Raw genomic sequence first — 18,883 nt, 5'->3', positions numbered from 1 at the left:
TTGACTTATAAACTACAGCAAATAAAGTGCCTGATTAATGTGCTTCAAGCCAGTTTCTTCCTTCGCCCAAATCTACTTCAAGAGGTACGTCAAGTACAAATGCACTTTCCATTTCCTGCTTTATCATTGGTTTTATTTGCTCCAGTTCACTATTATGAACGTCAAAAACAAGCTCATCGTGTACTTGCAGTAACATTTTACTCTTCCAGTTCTCGTTTATCAGCCTTTTCTGTATGTTAATCATCGCAATTTTAATGATATCGGCTGCACTTCCCTGTATAGGTGCGTTTACCGCATTTCGCTCTGCGCCGCCACGAACCACCTGGTTTTGCGAGTTGATATCTTTTAAATACCTGCGCCTTCCCGATATGGTTTGCACATAGCCCTGTTCGCGGGCAATTTCTACCTGCTCATTAATATATTGCTTAAGCCTTGGATAGGTTTTATAATAAGCATCGATAAGATCTTTCGATTCAGATCGGCTTAATGATGTCTGGTTGCTTAGCCCGAAAGCAGAAACACCATACACAATACCAAAATTTACGGTTTTAGCATGGCTACGCTGTTCGCGGGTAACTTCTTCCAGTGCTACGTTAAATACTTTTGCAGCGGTTGACGCGTGAATGTCTTCACCGTTCTTAAATGCGTTTACCATTTCGGGGTCGCCACTTAATGCAGCAATAATTCGAAGTTCTATCTGCGAGTAATCGGCAGAGACAATAGTATACTCATCATTTCGCGCAATAAATGCTTTACGTATCTGTCTTCCTCTTTCCGTACGGATAGGAATGTTCTGTAAGTTAGGGTTGTTAGAGCTTAAACGCCCTGTAGCGGCAACCGTTTGCATATAATCGGTATGTACGCGTCCGGTTTTGCCTTCCACCTGAAGCGGTAGCGCATCTACATAAGTGTTTTGTAATTTTACTAATTGCCTCCATTCTAAAATTTCGGCTACAAAAGGGTTTTCCAGTGCCAGGTATGAAAGTACTTCCTCGCCGGTGGCATACTGGCCCGTTTTGGTTTTCTTTTGCTTAGCACCGCCTATTTTAAGCCTGTCGAATAATACTTCGCCCAGTTGTTTTGGCGATGCAAGGTTAAAAGGCTCTCCGGCAGTTTCGTATATTTTTTGTTCCAGCCTTTTTATATCGTCAGATAGTGCTGTAGAAAGTTCTTTTAAATATGTTGTATCAAGGTTAATGCCTTCCTGCTCCATTGAAGCAAGTACCGGCATAAGCGGAATTTCTATGTCATCAAACAGCTTTCGGGTATCGGTTTCGTCCAGCATTGGGGCGAAAATTTCCTTTAGCTGAAGTGTAATGTCGGCGTCTTCCACAGCATACTCCTTGATAAGTTCCAGTTCCACATCGCGCATGGTTTTCTGTCCCTTGCCTTTTTTACCGATAAGCGATTCGATAGGTACAGGCGAATACTTAAGGTAGGTTTCTGCCAGTATATCCATACCGTGGCGCATATCCGGATTGATAAGGTAGTGCGCAATCATGGTGTCGAATATCTTACCTCTTACACTAATGTTATATTGAGCAAGTATCTCAAGGTCGTACTTAAGGTTCTGGCCTATTTTCTCTATATTCTCATCCTCAAAAAACGGAATGAATTTGTTTACCAGTTCCTGCGCTGCTTCGCGGTCTGCAGGAACCGGGACGTAAAATCCTTTTCCTTTCTCCCAAGAAAAAGAAAGCCCTACCAGCTCGGCAGTAAGCGCGCAGATGCCTGTTGTTTCGGTATCGAAACTTACACTGGTTTGTTTTAGCAGGTCGCGTAGTAAGAAGTTGATAGCCATATCTCCCTGAACAGCCTGGTAGAAATGGTCGGTATTTTCAATAGTATTGTAAAAGCCCGATGGTGTATTAATCGCATTAGGATCGGCGGCACCTTCATCAAACAAAGAAAACTGCTGTTCGTTCTTAAGGATAGTCTTGGTTGGCGAGTAGCCCTGAGAAGAGATACTGTCAAATTCCTGGCCTTCGTCAAACAGTTTATGAAACTGTTCTGCCATACGGCGAAACTCAAGCTCATTAAATAAAACCTCTACCTTTTCGGTATCAGGTTTAGTAAGTTCATAATCTGTTTCGTTAAATGTAACATCACAGTCAATTATAATAGTTGCCAGTTTTTTAGACATAATGCCTTTTTCGGCATTGGCTTCGATATTTTCACGCATTTTACCTTTTAGCTCATGGGTATTGGCAAGCAGGTTCTCCATAGAGCCGTACTCTTTCAATAATTTTTTGGCTGTCTTTTCGCCAACACCTGGTAACCCCGGAATGTTATCAACAGCATCCCCCATCATCCCTAAAAAGTCAATAACCTGTTCCGGGCGTTCAATCTCAAAACGCTCTAAAACTTCGGGTACACCCCAAATTTCTATACCGTTACCCATACGGGCAGGGCGGTACATAAATATATTTTCGCTAACTAATTGAGCAAAATCCTTATCAGGTGTAACCATAAACACTTTATATCCTTGCTTTTCGGCTTGTTTTGCAACAGTACCAATAAGGTCATCGGCTTCACAGCCTGCAAGTTCTATAACAGGAATGTGCATTGCTTTTAAAAGCTCCTGAATATACGGAACGGCAATCTTAATAGCCTCAGGTGTTTCGTCGCGGTTTGCCTTATAGGCGGTAAACATCTCAGTACGCACGGCACTGCCTTCCTTATCAAAAGCTACAGCTAAATGATCAGGCCTTTCACGCTTAATAACATCAAGCAGCGAGTTCATGAACCCCATAATTGCAGATGTATCCATGCCTTTGGAGTTGATCCTCGGGTTTTTTATAAAGGCGTAATATCCACGAAATATAAGCGCGTAAGCGTCTAAAAGGAAAAGGCGTTTTTGTTCTGACATGAAAAATGAGATTTGCCGTAAAAATAAGCAAACCAATGCACATTAAGAAGTACCAGCCAAACGAACTTTAAACAAAAAGTTATGGCAGGTAAGTTGTGCTATTTTTAATCTATTTTACGAATTATAATTATTTGTAGCTACAAATGTGTGTATCTTTGCTATACGAAAGTAAGTACTGTACCGTTGTATAGTACAGTTGATATTGTTATATGAAAGATGTAAGTCACTTAGACCATGAAGAATGCCGCGGGATGATACTCCCCGTGCGTGATGCACTCGATGTATTAAACGGCAAATGGAAACTGCCAATACTTATTTCCCTTACACTGCGTAAGAAACGCTTTGGTGAAATGGCAAAAGAAATACCTAAAATAACCGACAGGATGCTTTCTAAAGAGCTTCGTGAGCTTGAATTACACGGACTTATTAAGCGTACCGTTTACGATACTATACCTGTTGTAATAGAATATTCGGTAACCGAATATGGACATTCGCTGGATGGTGTTATTATCGAATTGCGTAAGTGGGGCATGCAGCACCGCCAGCGTGTAATTGAAAATTATAACACTTCTGACTAAAGCCTGTAACAATTCGCTGCTTTAGTCGTTAACCTCTATAAACACACATTCATGATCCGTTGGATACTCTTCTTTGTCTTTGTTACCCTTGTTGAAATTTATGCTTTTCAGGCTGTACGAACAGTCACTAAAGTTAAATGGGTACACTATACCTATATTATAGTCTCAATACTAATAATTCTCTATATCGCCTATCAGTTCACGCAGTTCGACAGGAGTGTAGGGCAAAATAAAACTACACTTTTCACACTTGGCCTGCTGCTTATAACCTTCCTTCCTAAAATGGTGGTTATGGTGGTTATGTTTGGTGAAGATGTTATCAGGATATTCGATGGCCTTATGAGGGAGTTCCTCGGGAATAAGAATGAATCTTTCCTGCCCGAAAGGCGAAAGTTTGTAAGCCAGGCAGCACTTGGCCTTGCGGCAATTCCTTTTCTTTCGCTTTTATATGGAATGACAAAAGGGAAGTACAATTTTAAGGTACGAAAGCAAACTATATTTTTTCCTGATCTTCCTGATGCTTTTGACGGAATGACGATCACGCAGATATCCGACATTCACAGCGGAAGTTTTGACGACCGTGAAGAAATTGAGCATGCAATAAACATGATCAACGAGCAAAAGTCGGATATTATTCTTTTCACGGGAGATATTGTAAATACACACGCCGAAGAAATGTACCCTTGGATAGATGTCTTTAAACGCATTGAAAAAGCACCAATGGGTAAATATTCAGTGTTAGGTAACCATGATTACGGCGAATATGTAACATGGCCTACACAGGCAGAAAAGGATAAGAATTTTGCAGATATTAAAGACCTTCACCGCCAGATTGATTTTAAGCTGTTGCTTAATGAAAATATAAGATTCGAAAAAGACGGGCAGCAAATTGTGCTGGTAGGAGTGGAGAATTGGGGCGAAGGCTTTAAACAGGCGGGCGATTTAACAAAAGCGTCTGCCGGAACAACGCCGCAGGACTTTAAAATACTTATGAGCCATGATCCGTCGCATTGGGAATATGAAGTTAAGGATAGTCCGGGTAATTACCAGTTAACCCTTAGCGGACACACTCACGGATTACAGTTTGGTATAGAAATTCCGGGTGTAATTAAATGGAGCCCTGTGCAATATCGTTACAAACAATGGGCAGGCCTTTACGAAAAGCTTGGTCGCTATATTTATGTAAACCGTGGTTTTGGCTTTCATGCCTATCCGGGGCGTGTAGGTATCTGGCCGGAAATTACAGTGTTGGAGCTTAAAAAAAAGTGAAAAAGTAGGCTCATTTGGTAAAAATGCTATATTTGTATAATATTAATTTGTAAGAAGTTTTTAAATTCAATTTAAAATTTCATTTTATGTCAAAATTCGGAGAACTTATACACTCCCAGGTACCTGTACTAATCGATTTTTATACAGAGTGGAATGAGCCATCTGTATCTATGCATCCTGTTATCAGAGATGTGGCGGCAGCGCTTGGCGACAGGGCCAAAGTCATAAAAATCGATGTGGATAAAAACCAGGAACTGGCCGACGCGCTAAGGATTAAAGGTCTTCCAACGCTTATGATCTATAAAGACGGGCAAATGGTGTGGAGGCAATCAGGCGAGCTTGATGCTAATACTATTATAGGTCTTGTTCAGGAACAGATCTAAGCGATAGCCCCAAAGCTAAATCCATTTTTCTTAAGATATTCAATAACTCTAGGTAAGGCATATTCCAGATTTGTGAATGCCTTTATACTGTCATGAAATATTATAACGCTGCCATTGGCGGCGTTTTTTATTACATTCTGCAGGCATTGCTCTGGCGTAATTGTGGTGTCAAAATCGGCACTTAAAACATCCCACATAATTATCTTGTATCCCATTTTTTTAACTGCCGTAGCTTGCGATGGCTTTATTTTGCCATATGGTGGGCGAAACAGTTTTGCATCGGTACGTACGCCTTTGATAATGGACAGCCTGCACTCTTCTACGTTCTGTAAATAAGCAGCGTCGGGGGTGTTCCAGCCATTAATGTGGTTAAAGGTATGGTTACCTATGGTATGGCCTTCATCAATTACTTTCTGAAAGATATGAGGATGTTTTTCGATATTATCACCAATACAAAAGAATGTTGCTTTAATATCGTGTCTCTGTAAAATATCAAGAACCCATTGTGTAATTTCAGGGATGGGGCCGTCGTCAAAAGTAAGGTACACGGTTTTTTGCTCTGATGGAACATCCCATACAAACCCCGGAAACACCTTTTTTATAAACCATCTCGTTTTTACCCAGTACGATTTCATAACATTGCTTTTTAAAAAAAATGCAGTACTAAAAAGTACTGCATCTCAAAGTTACAAATAGTTGGTTAACTATTCCTTGTCTCTTTTATATCTTCCTGCTTTTTGGTTAAAGTCATTAAATGTACCCTTGGCAGCCTCGTAATATTCGGTGTCGCCATTGTCTTTCATAACCCAAAGAAGGCTTCTGTAACGCTCAATAGCTGTTATAATATCTATAGCAATAGATCTTTGGTCGCCTACAGATAATCCTCTGTAATACACAAGGTTCTCCTGGTACTTCTTAATAAGCTTATCTAACAGCTTGCGTGCCTCCTGTTTTTCGCCAAGTTGGTAATAACCCGAAGCAAACGGTTCAAGAAGGGTATAGTACTCGTAGTATTCTACGGGAAGCTTGGTCATGGTAAGGTCAATAATTTTCTTAGCCTTATCTTTTTTGCCTTCATTAATTAGTGCTTCCATTAACCTTGCAAGGTTGGTACGGTAGGTAATACTGTTTTTACGTGTTTCAGGATCATGGTAAATTTTAGGGCTTTCGCTGTTGCCCCAATCCCATTTCGTAACAATATCATACATCTTGTCGGTATCGATGTAACCCATGTCAAGCGGACTTCCGTCTTTAGGGATAGCTGTCCTTACCGGTACAAGTTTAAACACCATACCATCTAACTGAAGGTAATCTTTCATCCATAGGTAATCATCATCGCCAAAACTACCACCTGTAAAATATATAGGTCGTTTCCAGTTGTTATTGTTGATGATATCCAGCATGATAAGGCGGTTTTTGTATAACGCATCGCCTTTAATTGTAAGGTCGATATAAGGAACGATAGAGTCAGCCTGTTTAGCAGATACTATTTTGTTCTTAAGTACTTCTTTCCTACTAACAGGAACCCTGATTTTGTTGGTAGGGTAGAAGTTTACAAAGTGTCCGTTGTTAAGTTCTTTCTTAACATCATTACTGTCCTCTTTAAGGAAGTTGATAAAGTCTTTAAGTGCCCATCGGTTGTCTACTTCCGGTACGTAAAGGCTGTAGTCGCGTGTTCCCTGTTTGTATTGGTCGTATGTAAAGTTTATCGGCACCGGATCAGAATCATATGCTTTAGCCTTCATCTGCTCAATATACCAGTCGGTCATTAATAAGCTGGTATTAACAATCCTTACGTCGGTACGGTAGCCTTCTATTTCCTGGGCATACCATAGTGGGAATGTATCATTATCACCAATGGTGAACAATATTGCGTTTTTATCACAAGACGACAAATAAGCCTTAGCCATAGCTATCGCTGTGTATTTACCAGAACGGTCGTGGTCATCCCAGTTTTGCGAAGCCATAACTACCGGAGCGGCAAGTAGTGTAACTGCAATAACTACAGGCCCCGAAACTTTAGGCTGAACATACTTTTTAATACCATCGTAAATGGCATAAATACCGTAGCCTATCCACATTGCAAATACATAGAACGAACCTACAAGTGCATAATCCCTCTCGCGTGGTTCAAACGGCCTTTCGTTAAGGTATATTTTTAGTGCTATACCTGTAAACAGGAACAGTGTTAGCAGCACGTAGAAACTTTTAGGGTCTTTCCTGGCATGGAAAGCAATACCAATTAGTGCAAGTATAAACGGAATGAAATAATAGGTGTTTCGCCCTTTATTGTCTTTACGGTCTGACGGAAGGTTTTGCTGAGAGCCAAGGTGAGCCTCATCTATAGGGGTAATACCACTTAGCCAGTTACCGTCAAGGTTGTCATAACGTCCCTGAACATCATTCTGACGACCGGTAAAGTTCCACATAAGGTATCTCCAGTACATATAACCAAACTGGTACTCAAACATGTATTTCATGTTGTCACCAAAAGTTGGTTTTTCTATAATAAGGTAGTCACCGTATTTTTTTAGGAATTTCTCGTATTCTTCCTCGTCTGCCTGCCCTGAACGGAAAGCAGCACGGAATTCTGTAATTGCCTGCTCAATACCACCTCTTACTTGTGTAATTGCAGTATTATAATCTTCCTCAGACATTTGCTCTACCGGAAGTCCATATTTTCTAAGGTCGTCTTCGTAGTTATGAGCCGGGTCTAGCCTAAACTCTAACGGGTTTGAAAAACGCATATAATTAGCGGCGTGTTCTGTGCTCCACATCCTTGGCATAAAGCCTTTGTGGTTGTCGTCTGTGTTTTGTTTTGCGTTCTTGAAATTGTTTACAATAACGTATTTGCCAGTCTTGTAATCCCTTTGGTAGTTAGGCTTTTCATCCTCGTACGGATTGTTTTTATCCAAACCTGCAAAAGCATCAGAATACATTGGTCCGTAGAAAAGTTTTTGTTCGCCATACTGCTCACGGTTGTAGTAGGCAAGAACTTCGGCAGCATCCGATGGCCTGTTTTCGTTGATAACTACGTTAGCGTTGGCACGTATAGGTAGCATCATCCATGTAGAGAAACCGATAAAGATAAACAGTACGCACAGTAGGATGGTGTTATAAAACGGAAGGTTTTTCTTTTTTGTGTATTGAAGTCCGAAATAGAAAAACGCAACAATAGCAATGGTAATAAATATAGTTCCTGAGTTAAACGGAAGCCCCATGCTGTTCACCATAAATATCTCTGTTTTACCAAAGAGTGCCATGGTGTAGGGTAGTAGTAACTTAAAGATAAATAGTAGTACAGCTACAATAACCACATTGGCAATAATAAAGCTTTTTACTGTTATTTTCTGGTAGTTTTTAAAGTAGTAAATAAAACCTATAGAAGGTATAGTAAGCAGGGCCATAAAGTGAACCCCGAATGATAAACCTACAACAAGCGATATGATCAACAACCATTTATTGCCACGTGGCGTATGCATTTCCTGCTCCCAGCGAAGGCCAAGCCAAAGCAATAGCGAAATAAACAACGATGCCATAGCATATACCTCTGCTTCAACAGCGTTAAACCAGAAGCTGTCGCTAAACGTATACACAAGGCTGGCTACAGCCGAAGCACCTAAAATCACAATAGCATTACTGTTATTAAGCTCTGATACCCTGCCTATAAGATTTTTAAGCAGTATTGTAAGCGACCAGAACATGAAAAGAATGGTAAAAGCACTTGAAAATACCGACAACATATTTACCATTAATGCTACCTTATCCGGTGCTGTGGCAAACATAGCAAAGAAAGCACCCATCATCTGGAAAAGCGGAGCTCCCGGTGGGTGGCCCACTTCAAGTTTTGCAGAAGTAGCAATGTACTCGCCGCAATCCCAAAAGCTAAGGGTAGGTTCTACAGTAAGGCAGTAAACAAGCAGAGCAATGGCAAAAACAGACCATCCTAAGATGGTATTCCATTTTTTGAAATTGAATGTTATCATGTAATGATTGTTGTTCGGTGATGTTTTTAGTAAATGCAAAGAAACTATTTTTTTCGTTAAGCTAAAGCCTAAAATCTTTTTTTAATACAGCCTTAAAGCAAAAAAGCGGCAATACTTTAAGGGTATTGCTGCTTTTTTAAGATAGGAAGAAGTGTTATTCTGCTTCTCTTTCAAACTGCCTGAAAGCTTTGTTTAATTTATTAAAACCGGGCTTTAGTGTATTGTACAGTTCGGTGTCGTTATTATTTTTGGCAGCGTGTAACAAACCGCGGTACTGCTCAATTTCGCGTATTATACTTTGGTACTGGCTGTTTTGGGTTTGTACCGGCTGCGATTTGTAATACTCCAGCTTTTCTTTGTATTTGTTTATAAGGGTTGTAAGTAGTTTTCTTGCCTTTTCGGTATTGCCGGTCTGGTAATAGCCGTTAACAAAAGGTTCGTAGATAAAATAGAACCCATAATACTCAGGCGGATAATTGGTCATCACAATATCTGCTACTTTCAGGGCCTTATCTTTTTTACCCTCTTTAAGCAGCTGGTCTTCCAATAAAGCCATATTCCTTCTGAAAATCCTGCTGTAACGTATCGTTTGCTGATCGTGGTAAATATCGGGGCTGCCGCTGTTACCAAAATTCCATTTGGTAACAATGTTGTACATTTTCTCAGTGTCTATATAGCCAACATCAATCGCACTGTCTTCGTCTGTAATGGTTGTTTTAATTGGTACGAGTTTATACACGAGTCCGTCCAGCTGAAGATAGTCTTTCATCCAGGCAAAGTCTTCGGGATCGGGACTTCCTCCTGAAAAATAAATCGGGCGTTTCCAGTTGTTATTGCGGATGATGTCCAGCATTATGATGTTATGTTTGTATAATGCCTCTTTGGGAAGGTCTACATCTATAAACGGTACGATAGAATCGTAATACTTTGGCGATACAACCTTATTCCTAATTACATCTTCTTTATTTACTTTAATGCGAACCTTATTTGACGGATAGAAGTTAGTTTTTTGTCCGCTGTTCAGCTCAATTTTGGCTCTTTCATCTTCCAGTTTAATAAAGTCCATGAAAGTATCAATGTCAATACGGGCTTCTGTGGTAGGATCATAAAGGATAAAATCTCTGGTACCGTCTACATATTGGTCGTGCGTAAATGATATTGGTGCAGGAGCCGACTCATAGGCCTGGCGTTTCATCTGGTCGATATACCAGTCGGTAGGCAGCAGGGTAGAGCATACAATCCTCACATCCGTTCTGTAGCCTTCAATTTCCTGTGCATACCATAATGGGAAGGTGTCGTTGTCGCCTACGGTAAATAGTATCGCATTAGGCTCGCAGGAATCAAGGTATGACTTTGCAAGTGCTATAGCAGTATATCTTCCGGAACGGTCATGATCATTCCAGTTTTCTTTTGCCATAAGAATCGGGCATGCCAGCAGGATAACGGCTAATACAACCGGGACTGCTGTTTTAGGCTGGATGTATTTTTTTACGCCATCGTAAATAGCATATACGCCAAAGGCAATCCAAATAGCAAAGGCATAAAAAGCGCCAACCAGAGCATAATCCCGTTCCCTGACTTCAAAAGGTTTTTCGTTAAGGAAGATTTTCAGTGCTATACCTGTAAAGAGGAAAAGCACTAAAAGAATATAAAAGCTTTTAAGATCTTTCTTTGCGTGGAAAACAAAGCCTGTCACAGCAAGTATAAACGGTAGAAAATAATAAACATTACGTCCTTTGTTATTCTTCATGTCTGATGTCAGGTTGCTTTGCGGACCCAGTCTGGCTTCATCAATAAAAGAGATGCCGCTAATCCAGTTGCCGTTTTGCGTGTCATATTCGCCTTGTATATCGTTTTGGCGACCGGTGAAATTCCACATCAGGTAACGCCAGAACATAAAACCAAACTGATAGTCGACCATAAATACCATGTTCTCGCTAAAAGTTGGTTTTTCTACAATAAGATATTGCTTGTAGGATTTCAGGAATTTATCATATTCCTCCTCGCCCAGCTCACCTTTGTTGTATGCAGTCCTGAATTCGCCGACAATACCTTCAAGCTGACCTTTAACCTGGTTTATCGCCTGTGCAGCATCTTCTTCGCTTATCGTATTTATATCTATTCCGTACTTCAGGAGTTCGCGTCCGTAATCATAGGCTGGGTCAAGCCTGAATGCGGGCGGATGATTAAAGAACATATAATTGGCTGCGCTCTCGGGCGTAGACATGCGGGGCAGGAAAGCACTATGATTGCTGTCCGGGTTTTGTTTGGCGTTCTTGTAGTTGTTTACAATAACGTACTTGCCTGTTTTGTAATCGCGTTCATAATTGGGTTTTGAGTCAGAGAACGGATTATCCTTGTCAAGTCCGGCATATTTCTCGGTATATAGCGGGCCGTAGAATGTTTTTTGTTCGCCATACTGCTCGCGGTTGTAGTAGGCAAGTACTTCGGCAGCATCCGAAGGGTCGTTTTCATTAATTACCGTATTGGCATTAGCTCTTATCGGAAGCATTATCCATGTAGAAAAACCTATTAGTATAAAAAGAAGACATAACAGGATTGTGTTATAGGTTGCCAACCCTTTTTTTCTGGTGTAGGCAAGCCCAAAGTAAAAGAAGGCAACTAATACTACGAACATAAGAATGGTTCCTGAATTGAAGGGCAGCCCAACCGAGTTTACCATAAAGATCTCTGTTTTTGCGACAAGCGCCAGAGTGTACGGAAGCATAAATTTAAAGACGAAAAAAAGTATCGCTATCATAACCAGGTTGGCTATGATAAAGTTCTTAACCGTAATAGTCTTGTAATTCTTAAAGTAATAAATAAGTCCGATTGACGGAATGGTAAGCAGTGCCATAAAATGCACCCCAAAAGATAGCCCTATTATAAGCGATATAAGCAACAGCCACCGGTTGCCCCTTGGGGAATGCATTTCTTCACCCCATCGCAACCCTGCCCACATAAGCAGAGCTATAAATAACGATGCCATAGCGTATACTTCGGCTTCGGTGGCGTTAAACCAAAAGCTGTCGCTTACTGCAAAAGCAAAACTGGCTATAAAAGCACTGCCCAAAACCATTATGGCATTGTTTTTATTCCACTTGCTAAAACCTGTTACAAGGTTTTTTAGCATAATGGTTATCGACCAAAACATAAGCAGTATTGTAAAGGCACTGGATGCTACCGACAGCATATTTACCATAAGGGCTATATTTTCTTTACCAAAAGCAAACATAGAAAAGAAGGCTCCGGCCATTTGAAAGAGGGGTGCGCCTGGCGGATGGCCTACTTCCAGCTTGGCAGAAGTAGAGATATATTCCCCGCAATCCCAAAAACTAAGGGTGTGTTCTACGGTTAAGGAGTAAATAATAAAGGCAATGGTAAAAATAATCCATCCGGTAATTGAGTTCCATTTTTTGAAGTTAAATTGGGTCATTTGATTGATGTGGAATGTTTTATGTTTCGTACAAATATAAAGGGTTTGAGGCTTAAAGAACGCGGGAAAATATTTTTTAATATTTTTTACTTTAAAAATTTGCAAAAAATAAATTATGTGGTATATTTGCACCGCAATAAAGCACAATTGGTCTATGGTGTAATGGTAACACTACTGTTTTTGGTGCAGTCGTTCAAGGTTCGAGTCCTTGTGGACCAACAGAAAAGCCTCTCAGAAATGAGAGGCTTTCCTTTTTTATAATTGTATGTTTTTGATGAAGCCTTCAGTTCAATATTTTGGTATTGATCTGAAGGTTTTTTTAGTTTGTATATGTGGTTGTTTGTCTTTTTTTACTGTTTTTTGATTTAACAAGTGAAAATTATTAAGGATGCCAAAAGTGGTTAGGGTGTTGTCGAAATAAACGCTTTTGTAAACTTTTTAGAAATAAAAAAAAGCGGCTCTCAAAAGGAACCGCTTCATGTTTTATATATTGTTGTCTAAAATTAGATTCTGAAGGTTACAACAGGTCTAACGGCATGGTTAACCAGGTCTTCGCTAACGCTTCCGTTAAAGAAGTGTGCAAGCCCTTGTCTGCCGTGTGTGCACATCCCGACAAGGTCTGCGTTTACACTGTTGGCAAAATGTAGAACTCCTTTTTCGATGTTTACATCATTGTATACGTGAGAAGTGTGTCCGTTTACAAGGGTGAACTGAGATACGAAATCGTGAATTATTTTTTCTGCTGCGTGAGTAGATTTAAAGTTGTTTGGTGTATTGATGTATACCAGGTGAAGCTGTGTGTTGAAGCTGTTAGCAAATTCAACCACTTTAGCAAAAGGTTTTTTTATTTCGTCTGAGAAATCAGATGCAAATACAAATTTTGCAGGGTTAAAGGCTGCTTGTTCTTTTTTAATTACAAGGACAGGAACGTCTGATGTTCTAACAACTTTTTCTGTATTAGAACCAATAAACATTTCATGGAAACCGCTTGCTCCGTGAGAGCCCATTACGATAAGGTCTATTTCGTGTTTTTTGCTGTTGTTTATAATTCCGTCGAAAGCTTTTTCAAACTGAATCGCTTCTGTTATTTTAATACCTTCAAGATATGGAGACGCTACTAGGTCTGCAAAACGCTCGCGCGCTTTCTGCATAAAAAACATAATTTCCGGAATATCGCTCCCCTCGTTAATAGCGTCGCTTTCCTGACTAGGCAATTCCAGCATGTGGAATAGGAATATCTCGCCATTATTTTTGCGTGCAATTTGTGCTGCAACTTTTAAAGCGTATTCTGCATGGTCAGAGAAATCGGTGGGAACTAAAATTTTCTTCATAGTTTCGGTGTATGGTTAACAAAAATTTGGTTAGAATTTAACAAGATAAAGGTAGGAATTAATTTTCCATTATCCAATGATTTTCAAGATATAAAAAAAATTACTATATTTGCATCGTTATTTATCAAATACTAAATAATGAGGGGACGGGAGTCCCCTCTTTTTATACAATATGACATTTAAGGAAAAAGTTGCAGACCTGCTTAATAAAGGCCTTGAGGAACACCCAGAGCTGTTTCTTATAGAGCTTTCTATAACCGGTGCAAACAAGATCATGGTAACGCTTGACGGCGATAATGGAGTTAACCTTCAGGACTGTATAGATATCAGCAGGGCGATTGAGCATAATCTTGACAGGGAAGAAGAAGATTTTTCACTGGAAGTGGCTTCATCCGGAGCTACAAGCCCGCTTAAATTGCCAAGGCAGTTTAGAAAAAATATTGGCAGGACCCTGAGCGTTAAAACCGCTACAGAACAAATTGAGGCAGTTGTTACAGGTGCGAATGAAGAATTTTTCACACTGGAGTGGACCGCCCGCGAACCTAAACAAATAGGTAAAGGAAAAGAAACAGTATCCAAAAAGGCAGAAATACCTTATGGAGATGTTAAAGAAGCAGTTGTTGTAATAAAATTTTAAAAAAAATAAGAAAGTTGGCATGGAAAATCTAGCATTAATCGATTCGTTTTCAGAATTTAAGGATGATAAGCTTATAGATAGAGTTACGCTTATGGCTATCCTGGAAGATGTATTCAGGAATGCACTGAAAAAGAAATATGGTTCAGATGATAATTTCGATATCATTATCAACCCTGACAAAGGGGATATGGAAATTTGGAGAAACCGTGTGGTAGTTGCTGATGGTGAGGTGGAAGATCCAAACCAGGAGATATCGCTTTCTGAAGCAAGAAAAATAGAGCCCGATTTTGAAGTGGGTGAAGATGTGTCGGAAGAGGTTAAGCTAATACAGCTTGGTAGAAGAGCGATACTTGCACTTCGTCAAAATCTTATTTCTAAGATACATGAACATGATAATACAAACCTTTATAAGCAGTTTAAAGATATAATTGGTGATATTTATACCGCAGAAGTGCACCATGTTAGACCAAAAGCTGTAATTTTGGTGGATGATGAAGGAAATGAGATAGTTCTTCCGAAAGAAAAACAGATTCCGTCTGACTTTTTCAGGAAGGGAGATAACGTTCGTGGAATTATTGAAAGCGTAGAGCTTAAAGGGAATAAGCCTCAGATCATAATGTCAAGAACATCAGAATTGTTCCTTGAGAAATTATTTGAGCAGGAAATACCTGAAGTTTTTGACGGCCTTATTATGGTTAAGAAAGTTGTAAGGATTCCGGGAGAAAAAGCAAAAGTAGCTGTAGATTCATATGATGACAGGATAGATCCTGTTGGAGCATGTGTTGGTATGAAAGGATCTCGTATCCATGGTATCGTTCGTGAGCTTGGTAATGAGAATATTGATGTTATCAATTATACTACAAATACACAGCTTTACATTTCAAGGGCACTTAGCCCTGCTAAAGTTTCTTCTATTAAACTAGACGAGACAAATAACAGAGCTGAAGTTTTCCTTAAATTGGAGGAAGTTTCTAAAGCAATTGGCCGTGGCGGTCATAATATTAAACTTGCAGGCCTTTTAACAGGTTATGAGCTTGATGTTATCCGTGAAGGAACAGCTGCTGAAGACGAAGACGTTGAATTAACAGAGTTCTCTGACGAAATCGAAGGATGGGTAATAGAGGAGTTTGCTAAAATAGGACTTGATACCGCAAGAAGCGTATTGAACCAGGATGTGCAGGATCTTGTAAGGAGAACCGATCTTGAAGAAGAAACGATACTTGAGGTGGTGAGAATACTAAAAGAAGAGTTTGAAGATTAAAAACAGGTTTACATTACAGCACACCAACACAACACAGAAGTAAAATTAAAAAGATTGTATGTCTGAAGAAAGAGCAATAAGAATTAACAAAGTACTAAGGGAATTAAATATTTCGCTGGACAGGGCCGTGGAGTATCTTAAGGACAAAGGCTTTACTATAGAGTCAAGCCCAAATGCTAAGATATCCACAGAGGAATCTAATGCCCTTTTCAACCAGTTTTCTGCCGATAAAGGTAAGAAAGCAGCTTCTCTTGAGGTTAGCGAAGAAAAGCGTAAAGAGAAAGAAGCGCTTCGTATAGAAAGAGAAAAAGAGATTGAGGATAAAAGGAAGCAGGACGAAGAAAGACAAAGACAGGAAGTGATCAAAGCGAAAGCTACACTATCCGGCCCGGTTGCTGTCGGTAAAATAGACCTTAATGCTAAAAAAGCAGAGCCTTCTTCAGTCACTCCTCCAAAAGAGGAGCTTAAAGCACCTGTAGAGGAGCCTAAGGTGCAGGAAGCGCCAAAAGCGGAGACTCCAAAACAGGAAGAGGCTCCTAAAGCTGAAGCGCCAAAAGCAGAAACACCAAAAGTGGAAGCTCCTAAAGCCGAAACTGTGGTGCCTGAGCAAAAAGCAAAGGAACCTGCTATACAGCCTAACAAGCCTGCCGAAGAAAAACCGGCTGCTCCTGCAGAAAACAAACCGCAAGCTGACGCCGCTGCTCCTGCAGCATCTGCCGCCGCTCCTGAAGAGGAGAGGATTAAAACGCAGTACCAGAAGCTTACCGGTGCAACTTTTACAGGGCAGACTATTGACCTTTCGCAGTTCAATAAGCCTAAGAAGAAAAAAGAGGAGTTCAAAAAAGATGCTCCTAAACCAGGCGGGGCTGTGGGTAACACCAACCAGCAGAACGCAGATAAAAACAAACGTAAAAGGATTACTCCTAAGCCTCAGGGCCAGGGTGGTGCACAACAGGGGCAAGGCGGAGCCAGGCCACCCGGAGGTCACCAGATACGTCCTAATACACAAGGTGGCGGACAAGGCGGCAATAAATTTGGCCCTAACAAACGTCCGGCTATCGTATCTAAGGTAGAGCCTACCGAAGAAGAAGTTAAAAACCAAATCCGTGAAACCCTTGAAAAACTTCAGGGTAAAGGAAGCAAGTCTAAAGCGGCTAAATATAGAAGAGACAAGCGTGATAGCCACCGTCAGAAATCTGATGATGAACAAAGAATGCTTGAAGAAGGAAGCAAAACTATCAAAGTTACCGAGTTTGTAACTGTAGGTGAAATTGCAACCATGATGGATGTGCCTATTACTAAAGTGATCTCTGTATGTATGTCACTTGGTATCATGGTTACCATGAACCAGCGTTTAGATGCTGAAACTCTTACTATTGTTGCAGATGAGTTTGGTTTTGAAGTAGAATTTATTACTACAGATATTGAGGAATCAATGGAGGTAGTTGCAGATAAAGAAGAAGATTTATCGTTCAGGGCTCCGATTGTGACTGTAATGGGTCACGTTGACCACGGTAAAACATCCCTTCTTGACTACATTCGTAAAGAAAATGTAATTGCAGGTGAGTCGGGTGGTATCACGCAGCACATTGGTGCTTACGGGGTAACTCTTGATAACGGCCAGAAAATTGCATTCCTTGATACACCGGGTCACGAGGCGTTTACCGCGATGCGTGCACGTGGTGCTCAGGTTACGGATATCGCGATTATTGTAATCGCAGCAGACGATGATATCATGCCTCAGACAAAAGAGGCAATCAATCACGCACAGGCAGCAGGTGTACCAATTATATTTGCTATCAATAAAGTAGATAAACCAAATGCTAATCCTGAGAAAATTAAGGAAAGGCTTGCCGGTATGAATCTTCTTGTTGAAGACTGGGGTGGTAAAATACAATCGCACGATATTTCGGCTAAAACAGGTTTAGGTGTTAAAGAGCTTCTTGAAAAAGTATTGCTTGAGGCAGAGATCTTAGATCTTAAAGCTAATTCTGATAAAGCAGCTGTTGGTACTGTGGTAGAGGCTTTCCTTGATAAAGGAAGGGGTTACGTTTCTACAGTGCTTGTACAGGGTGGTACGCTTAAACTGGGAGATTATGTTCTTGCAGGTAAGCACCATGGTAAAATTAAAGCGATGCACGATGAGCGTGGTCACAATGTAAAAGAGGCAGGGCCATCTACACCTATATCTATATTAGGTCTTGACGGTGCTCCGACTGCAGGTGATAAGTTCAGTGTGTTTGAAGATGAGAGAGAAGCGAAGCAAATTGCTGCAAAACGCACACAGTTAATGCGTGAGCAGTCTGTTCGTACACAAAGGCATATTACGCTTGCTGAGATTGGACGTAGGATTGCGCTTGGACAATTTAAAGAGCTTAACATTATCCTTAAAGGTGACGTGGATGGTTCGGTTGAAGCATTATCTGATTCATTCTCTAAACTTTCTACTGAAGAGATTCAAATCAATATCATACATAAAGGTGTAGGTGCGATTACAGAGTCTGACGTATTGCTTGCATCGGCATCTGATGCGATTATTATTGGATTTAACGTTCGTCCTTCTGCAAGTGCAAGAACTCTTGCTGATAAAGAAGAGATCGACATCAGAAACTACTCGATTATCTATGATGCTATCGATGACCTTAAAGATGCGATGGAAGGTATGCTTTCACCTGAGCTTAAAGAAGAGATCACCGGTACTGCAGAGATCCGTGAAACGTTCAAAATATCTAAAGTTGGTACCATTGCAGGTTGTATGGTAACTGATGGTAAAATATTCAGGAACTCAAGGATCAGGTTAATTAGAGAAGGTGTTGTAATATACACAGGAGAACTTACGGCTCTTAAACGTTTCAAAGACGACGTGAAAGAAGTTTCTAAAGGTTATGACTGTGGTATGCAGGTTAAGAACTACAACGACATCCAGCAGCTTGATATCATTGAAGCTTACCAGGAAGTTGAAGTTAAAAAGAAGCTTAAATAATAAATAAGTTTGTTTATATATAGAATCCCGCAATTGCGGGATTTTTTATGGAGTAAAACGAAATAAGGATATCAGTATTTGGTTTTTTAAATTGTTGTGAATAGTATTGAAAAGGGCGCGGTAACGCTTTTTGAAAGCTTCAAATATATG

General features: G+C 40.3%; 11 protein-coding genes and 1 tRNA gene. 7 read left to right on the top strand and 5 right to left on the bottom strand.

Annotated elements, in window-relative coordinates; all coding sequences use genetic code 11:
- Nucleotides 1–34: 34 nt before the first annotated feature.
- The gene (locus ALW18_07810) at nucleotides 35–2,869 is read right to left on the bottom strand and encodes a DNA polymerase I (GenBank protein ID AOE52424.1); all 2,835 of its coding nucleotides are present in this window, start codon (nucleotides 2,867–2,869) and stop codon (nucleotides 35–37) included.
- Nucleotides 2,870–3,078: 209 nt separating this feature from the next.
- Between ALW18_07810 and ALW18_07805 the strand changes: the two genes are divergently transcribed.
- The 3 genes from ALW18_07805 (at nucleotide 3,079) to ALW18_07795 (ending at nucleotide 5,099) form a co-directional block, all read left to right on the top strand.
- Nucleotides 3,079–3,447: an HxlR family transcriptional regulator gene (locus ALW18_07805; protein AOE52423.1), complete on the top strand. Its 369-nt coding sequence runs from the start codon at nucleotides 3,079–3,081 to the stop codon at nucleotides 3,445–3,447.
- Between the two features lie 51 nt (nucleotides 3,448–3,498).
- A complete protein-coding gene (locus ALW18_07800) occupies nucleotides 3,499–4,716 on the top strand; it encodes a phosphoesterase (GenBank protein ID AOE52422.1) in 1,218 nt (405 codons plus the stop codon).
- 86 nt (nucleotides 4,717–4,802) lie between these two features.
- Nucleotides 4,803–5,099 carry a thioredoxin gene (locus ALW18_07795; GenBank protein ID AOE52421.1) on the top strand — a complete coding sequence of 99 codons (297 nt, stop codon included), beginning with the start codon at nucleotides 4,803–4,805 and terminating at the stop codon, nucleotides 5,097–5,099.
- On the opposite strand, the gene ALW18_07790 is transcribed toward ALW18_07795, so the two are convergent.
- The 3 genes from ALW18_07790 to ALW18_07780 all read right to left on the bottom strand — a co-directional run bounded on the left by ALW18_07790 (nucleotide 5,096) and on the right by ALW18_07780 (nucleotide 12,521).
- A complete protein-coding gene (locus ALW18_07790; protein AOE52420.1) occupies nucleotides 5,096–5,734 on the bottom strand; it encodes a polysaccharide deacetylase in 639 nt (212 codons plus the stop codon). The genes ALW18_07795 and ALW18_07790 overlap by 4 nt on opposite strands.
- Before the next feature lie 69 nt (nucleotides 5,735–5,803).
- Entirely contained in the window at nucleotides 5,804–9,085 is a 3,282-nt protein-coding gene (locus ALW18_07785; GenBank protein ID AOE52419.1) for a hypothetical protein, read from the bottom strand.
- A 154-nt stretch (nucleotides 9,086–9,239) separates the two neighbouring features.
- On the bottom strand, nucleotides 9,240–12,521 hold the full coding sequence (locus ALW18_07780; protein ID AOE52418.1) for a hypothetical protein: 3,282 nt from the start codon (nucleotides 12,519–12,521) through the stop codon (nucleotides 9,240–9,242).
- Between the two features lie 148 nt (nucleotides 12,522–12,669).
- Between ALW18_07780 and ALW18_07775 the strand changes: the two genes are divergently transcribed.
- A tRNA-Gln gene (locus ALW18_07775) sits at nucleotides 12,670–12,740 on the top strand.
- A 284-nt stretch (nucleotides 12,741–13,024) separates the two neighbouring features.
- On the opposite strand, the gene ALW18_07770 is transcribed toward ALW18_07775, so the two are convergent.
- On the bottom strand, nucleotides 13,025–13,852 hold the full coding sequence (locus ALW18_07770) for a universal stress protein UspA (protein ID AOE52417.1): 828 nt from the start codon (nucleotides 13,850–13,852) through the stop codon (nucleotides 13,025–13,027).
- Nucleotides 13,853–14,024: 172 nt separating this feature from the next.
- On the opposite strand from ALW18_07770, the gene ALW18_07765 reads away from it, so the two are divergent.
- Genes ALW18_07765 through ALW18_07755 form a run of 3 tightly spaced genes read left to right on the top strand, consistent with a single transcriptional unit; the run spans nucleotide 14,025 to nucleotide 18,733 of the window.
- Nucleotides 14,025–14,489, top strand: coding sequence for a hypothetical protein (locus ALW18_07765; protein ID AOE52416.1), 465 nt, complete (start codon nucleotides 14,025–14,027; stop codon nucleotides 14,487–14,489).
- A gap of 19 nt (nucleotides 14,490–14,508) precedes the next feature.
- Nucleotides 14,509–15,750: a transcription elongation factor NusA gene (locus tag ALW18_07760; protein ID AOE52415.1), complete on the top strand. Its 1,242-nt coding sequence runs from the start codon at nucleotides 14,509–14,511 to the stop codon at nucleotides 15,748–15,750.
- 58 nt (nucleotides 15,751–15,808) lie between these two features.
- The gene (locus ALW18_07755) at nucleotides 15,809–18,733 is read left to right on the top strand and encodes a translation initiation factor IF-2 (protein ID AOE52414.1); all 2,925 of its coding nucleotides are present in this window, start codon (nucleotides 15,809–15,811) and stop codon (nucleotides 18,731–18,733) included.
- The last annotated feature ends 150 nt before the right edge of the window (nucleotides 18,734–18,883 follow it).

It is taken from the genome of Flavobacterium psychrophilum (assembly GCA_001708385.1).
In the GTDB taxonomy this organism is placed as follows: Bacteria; Bacteroidota; Bacteroidia; order Flavobacteriales; family Flavobacteriaceae; genus Flavobacterium; species Flavobacterium psychrophilum_A.
The sequence above is the reverse complement of the archived record's forward strand: the minus strand, read 5'-3'. Positions and strand labels throughout refer to the sequence as shown.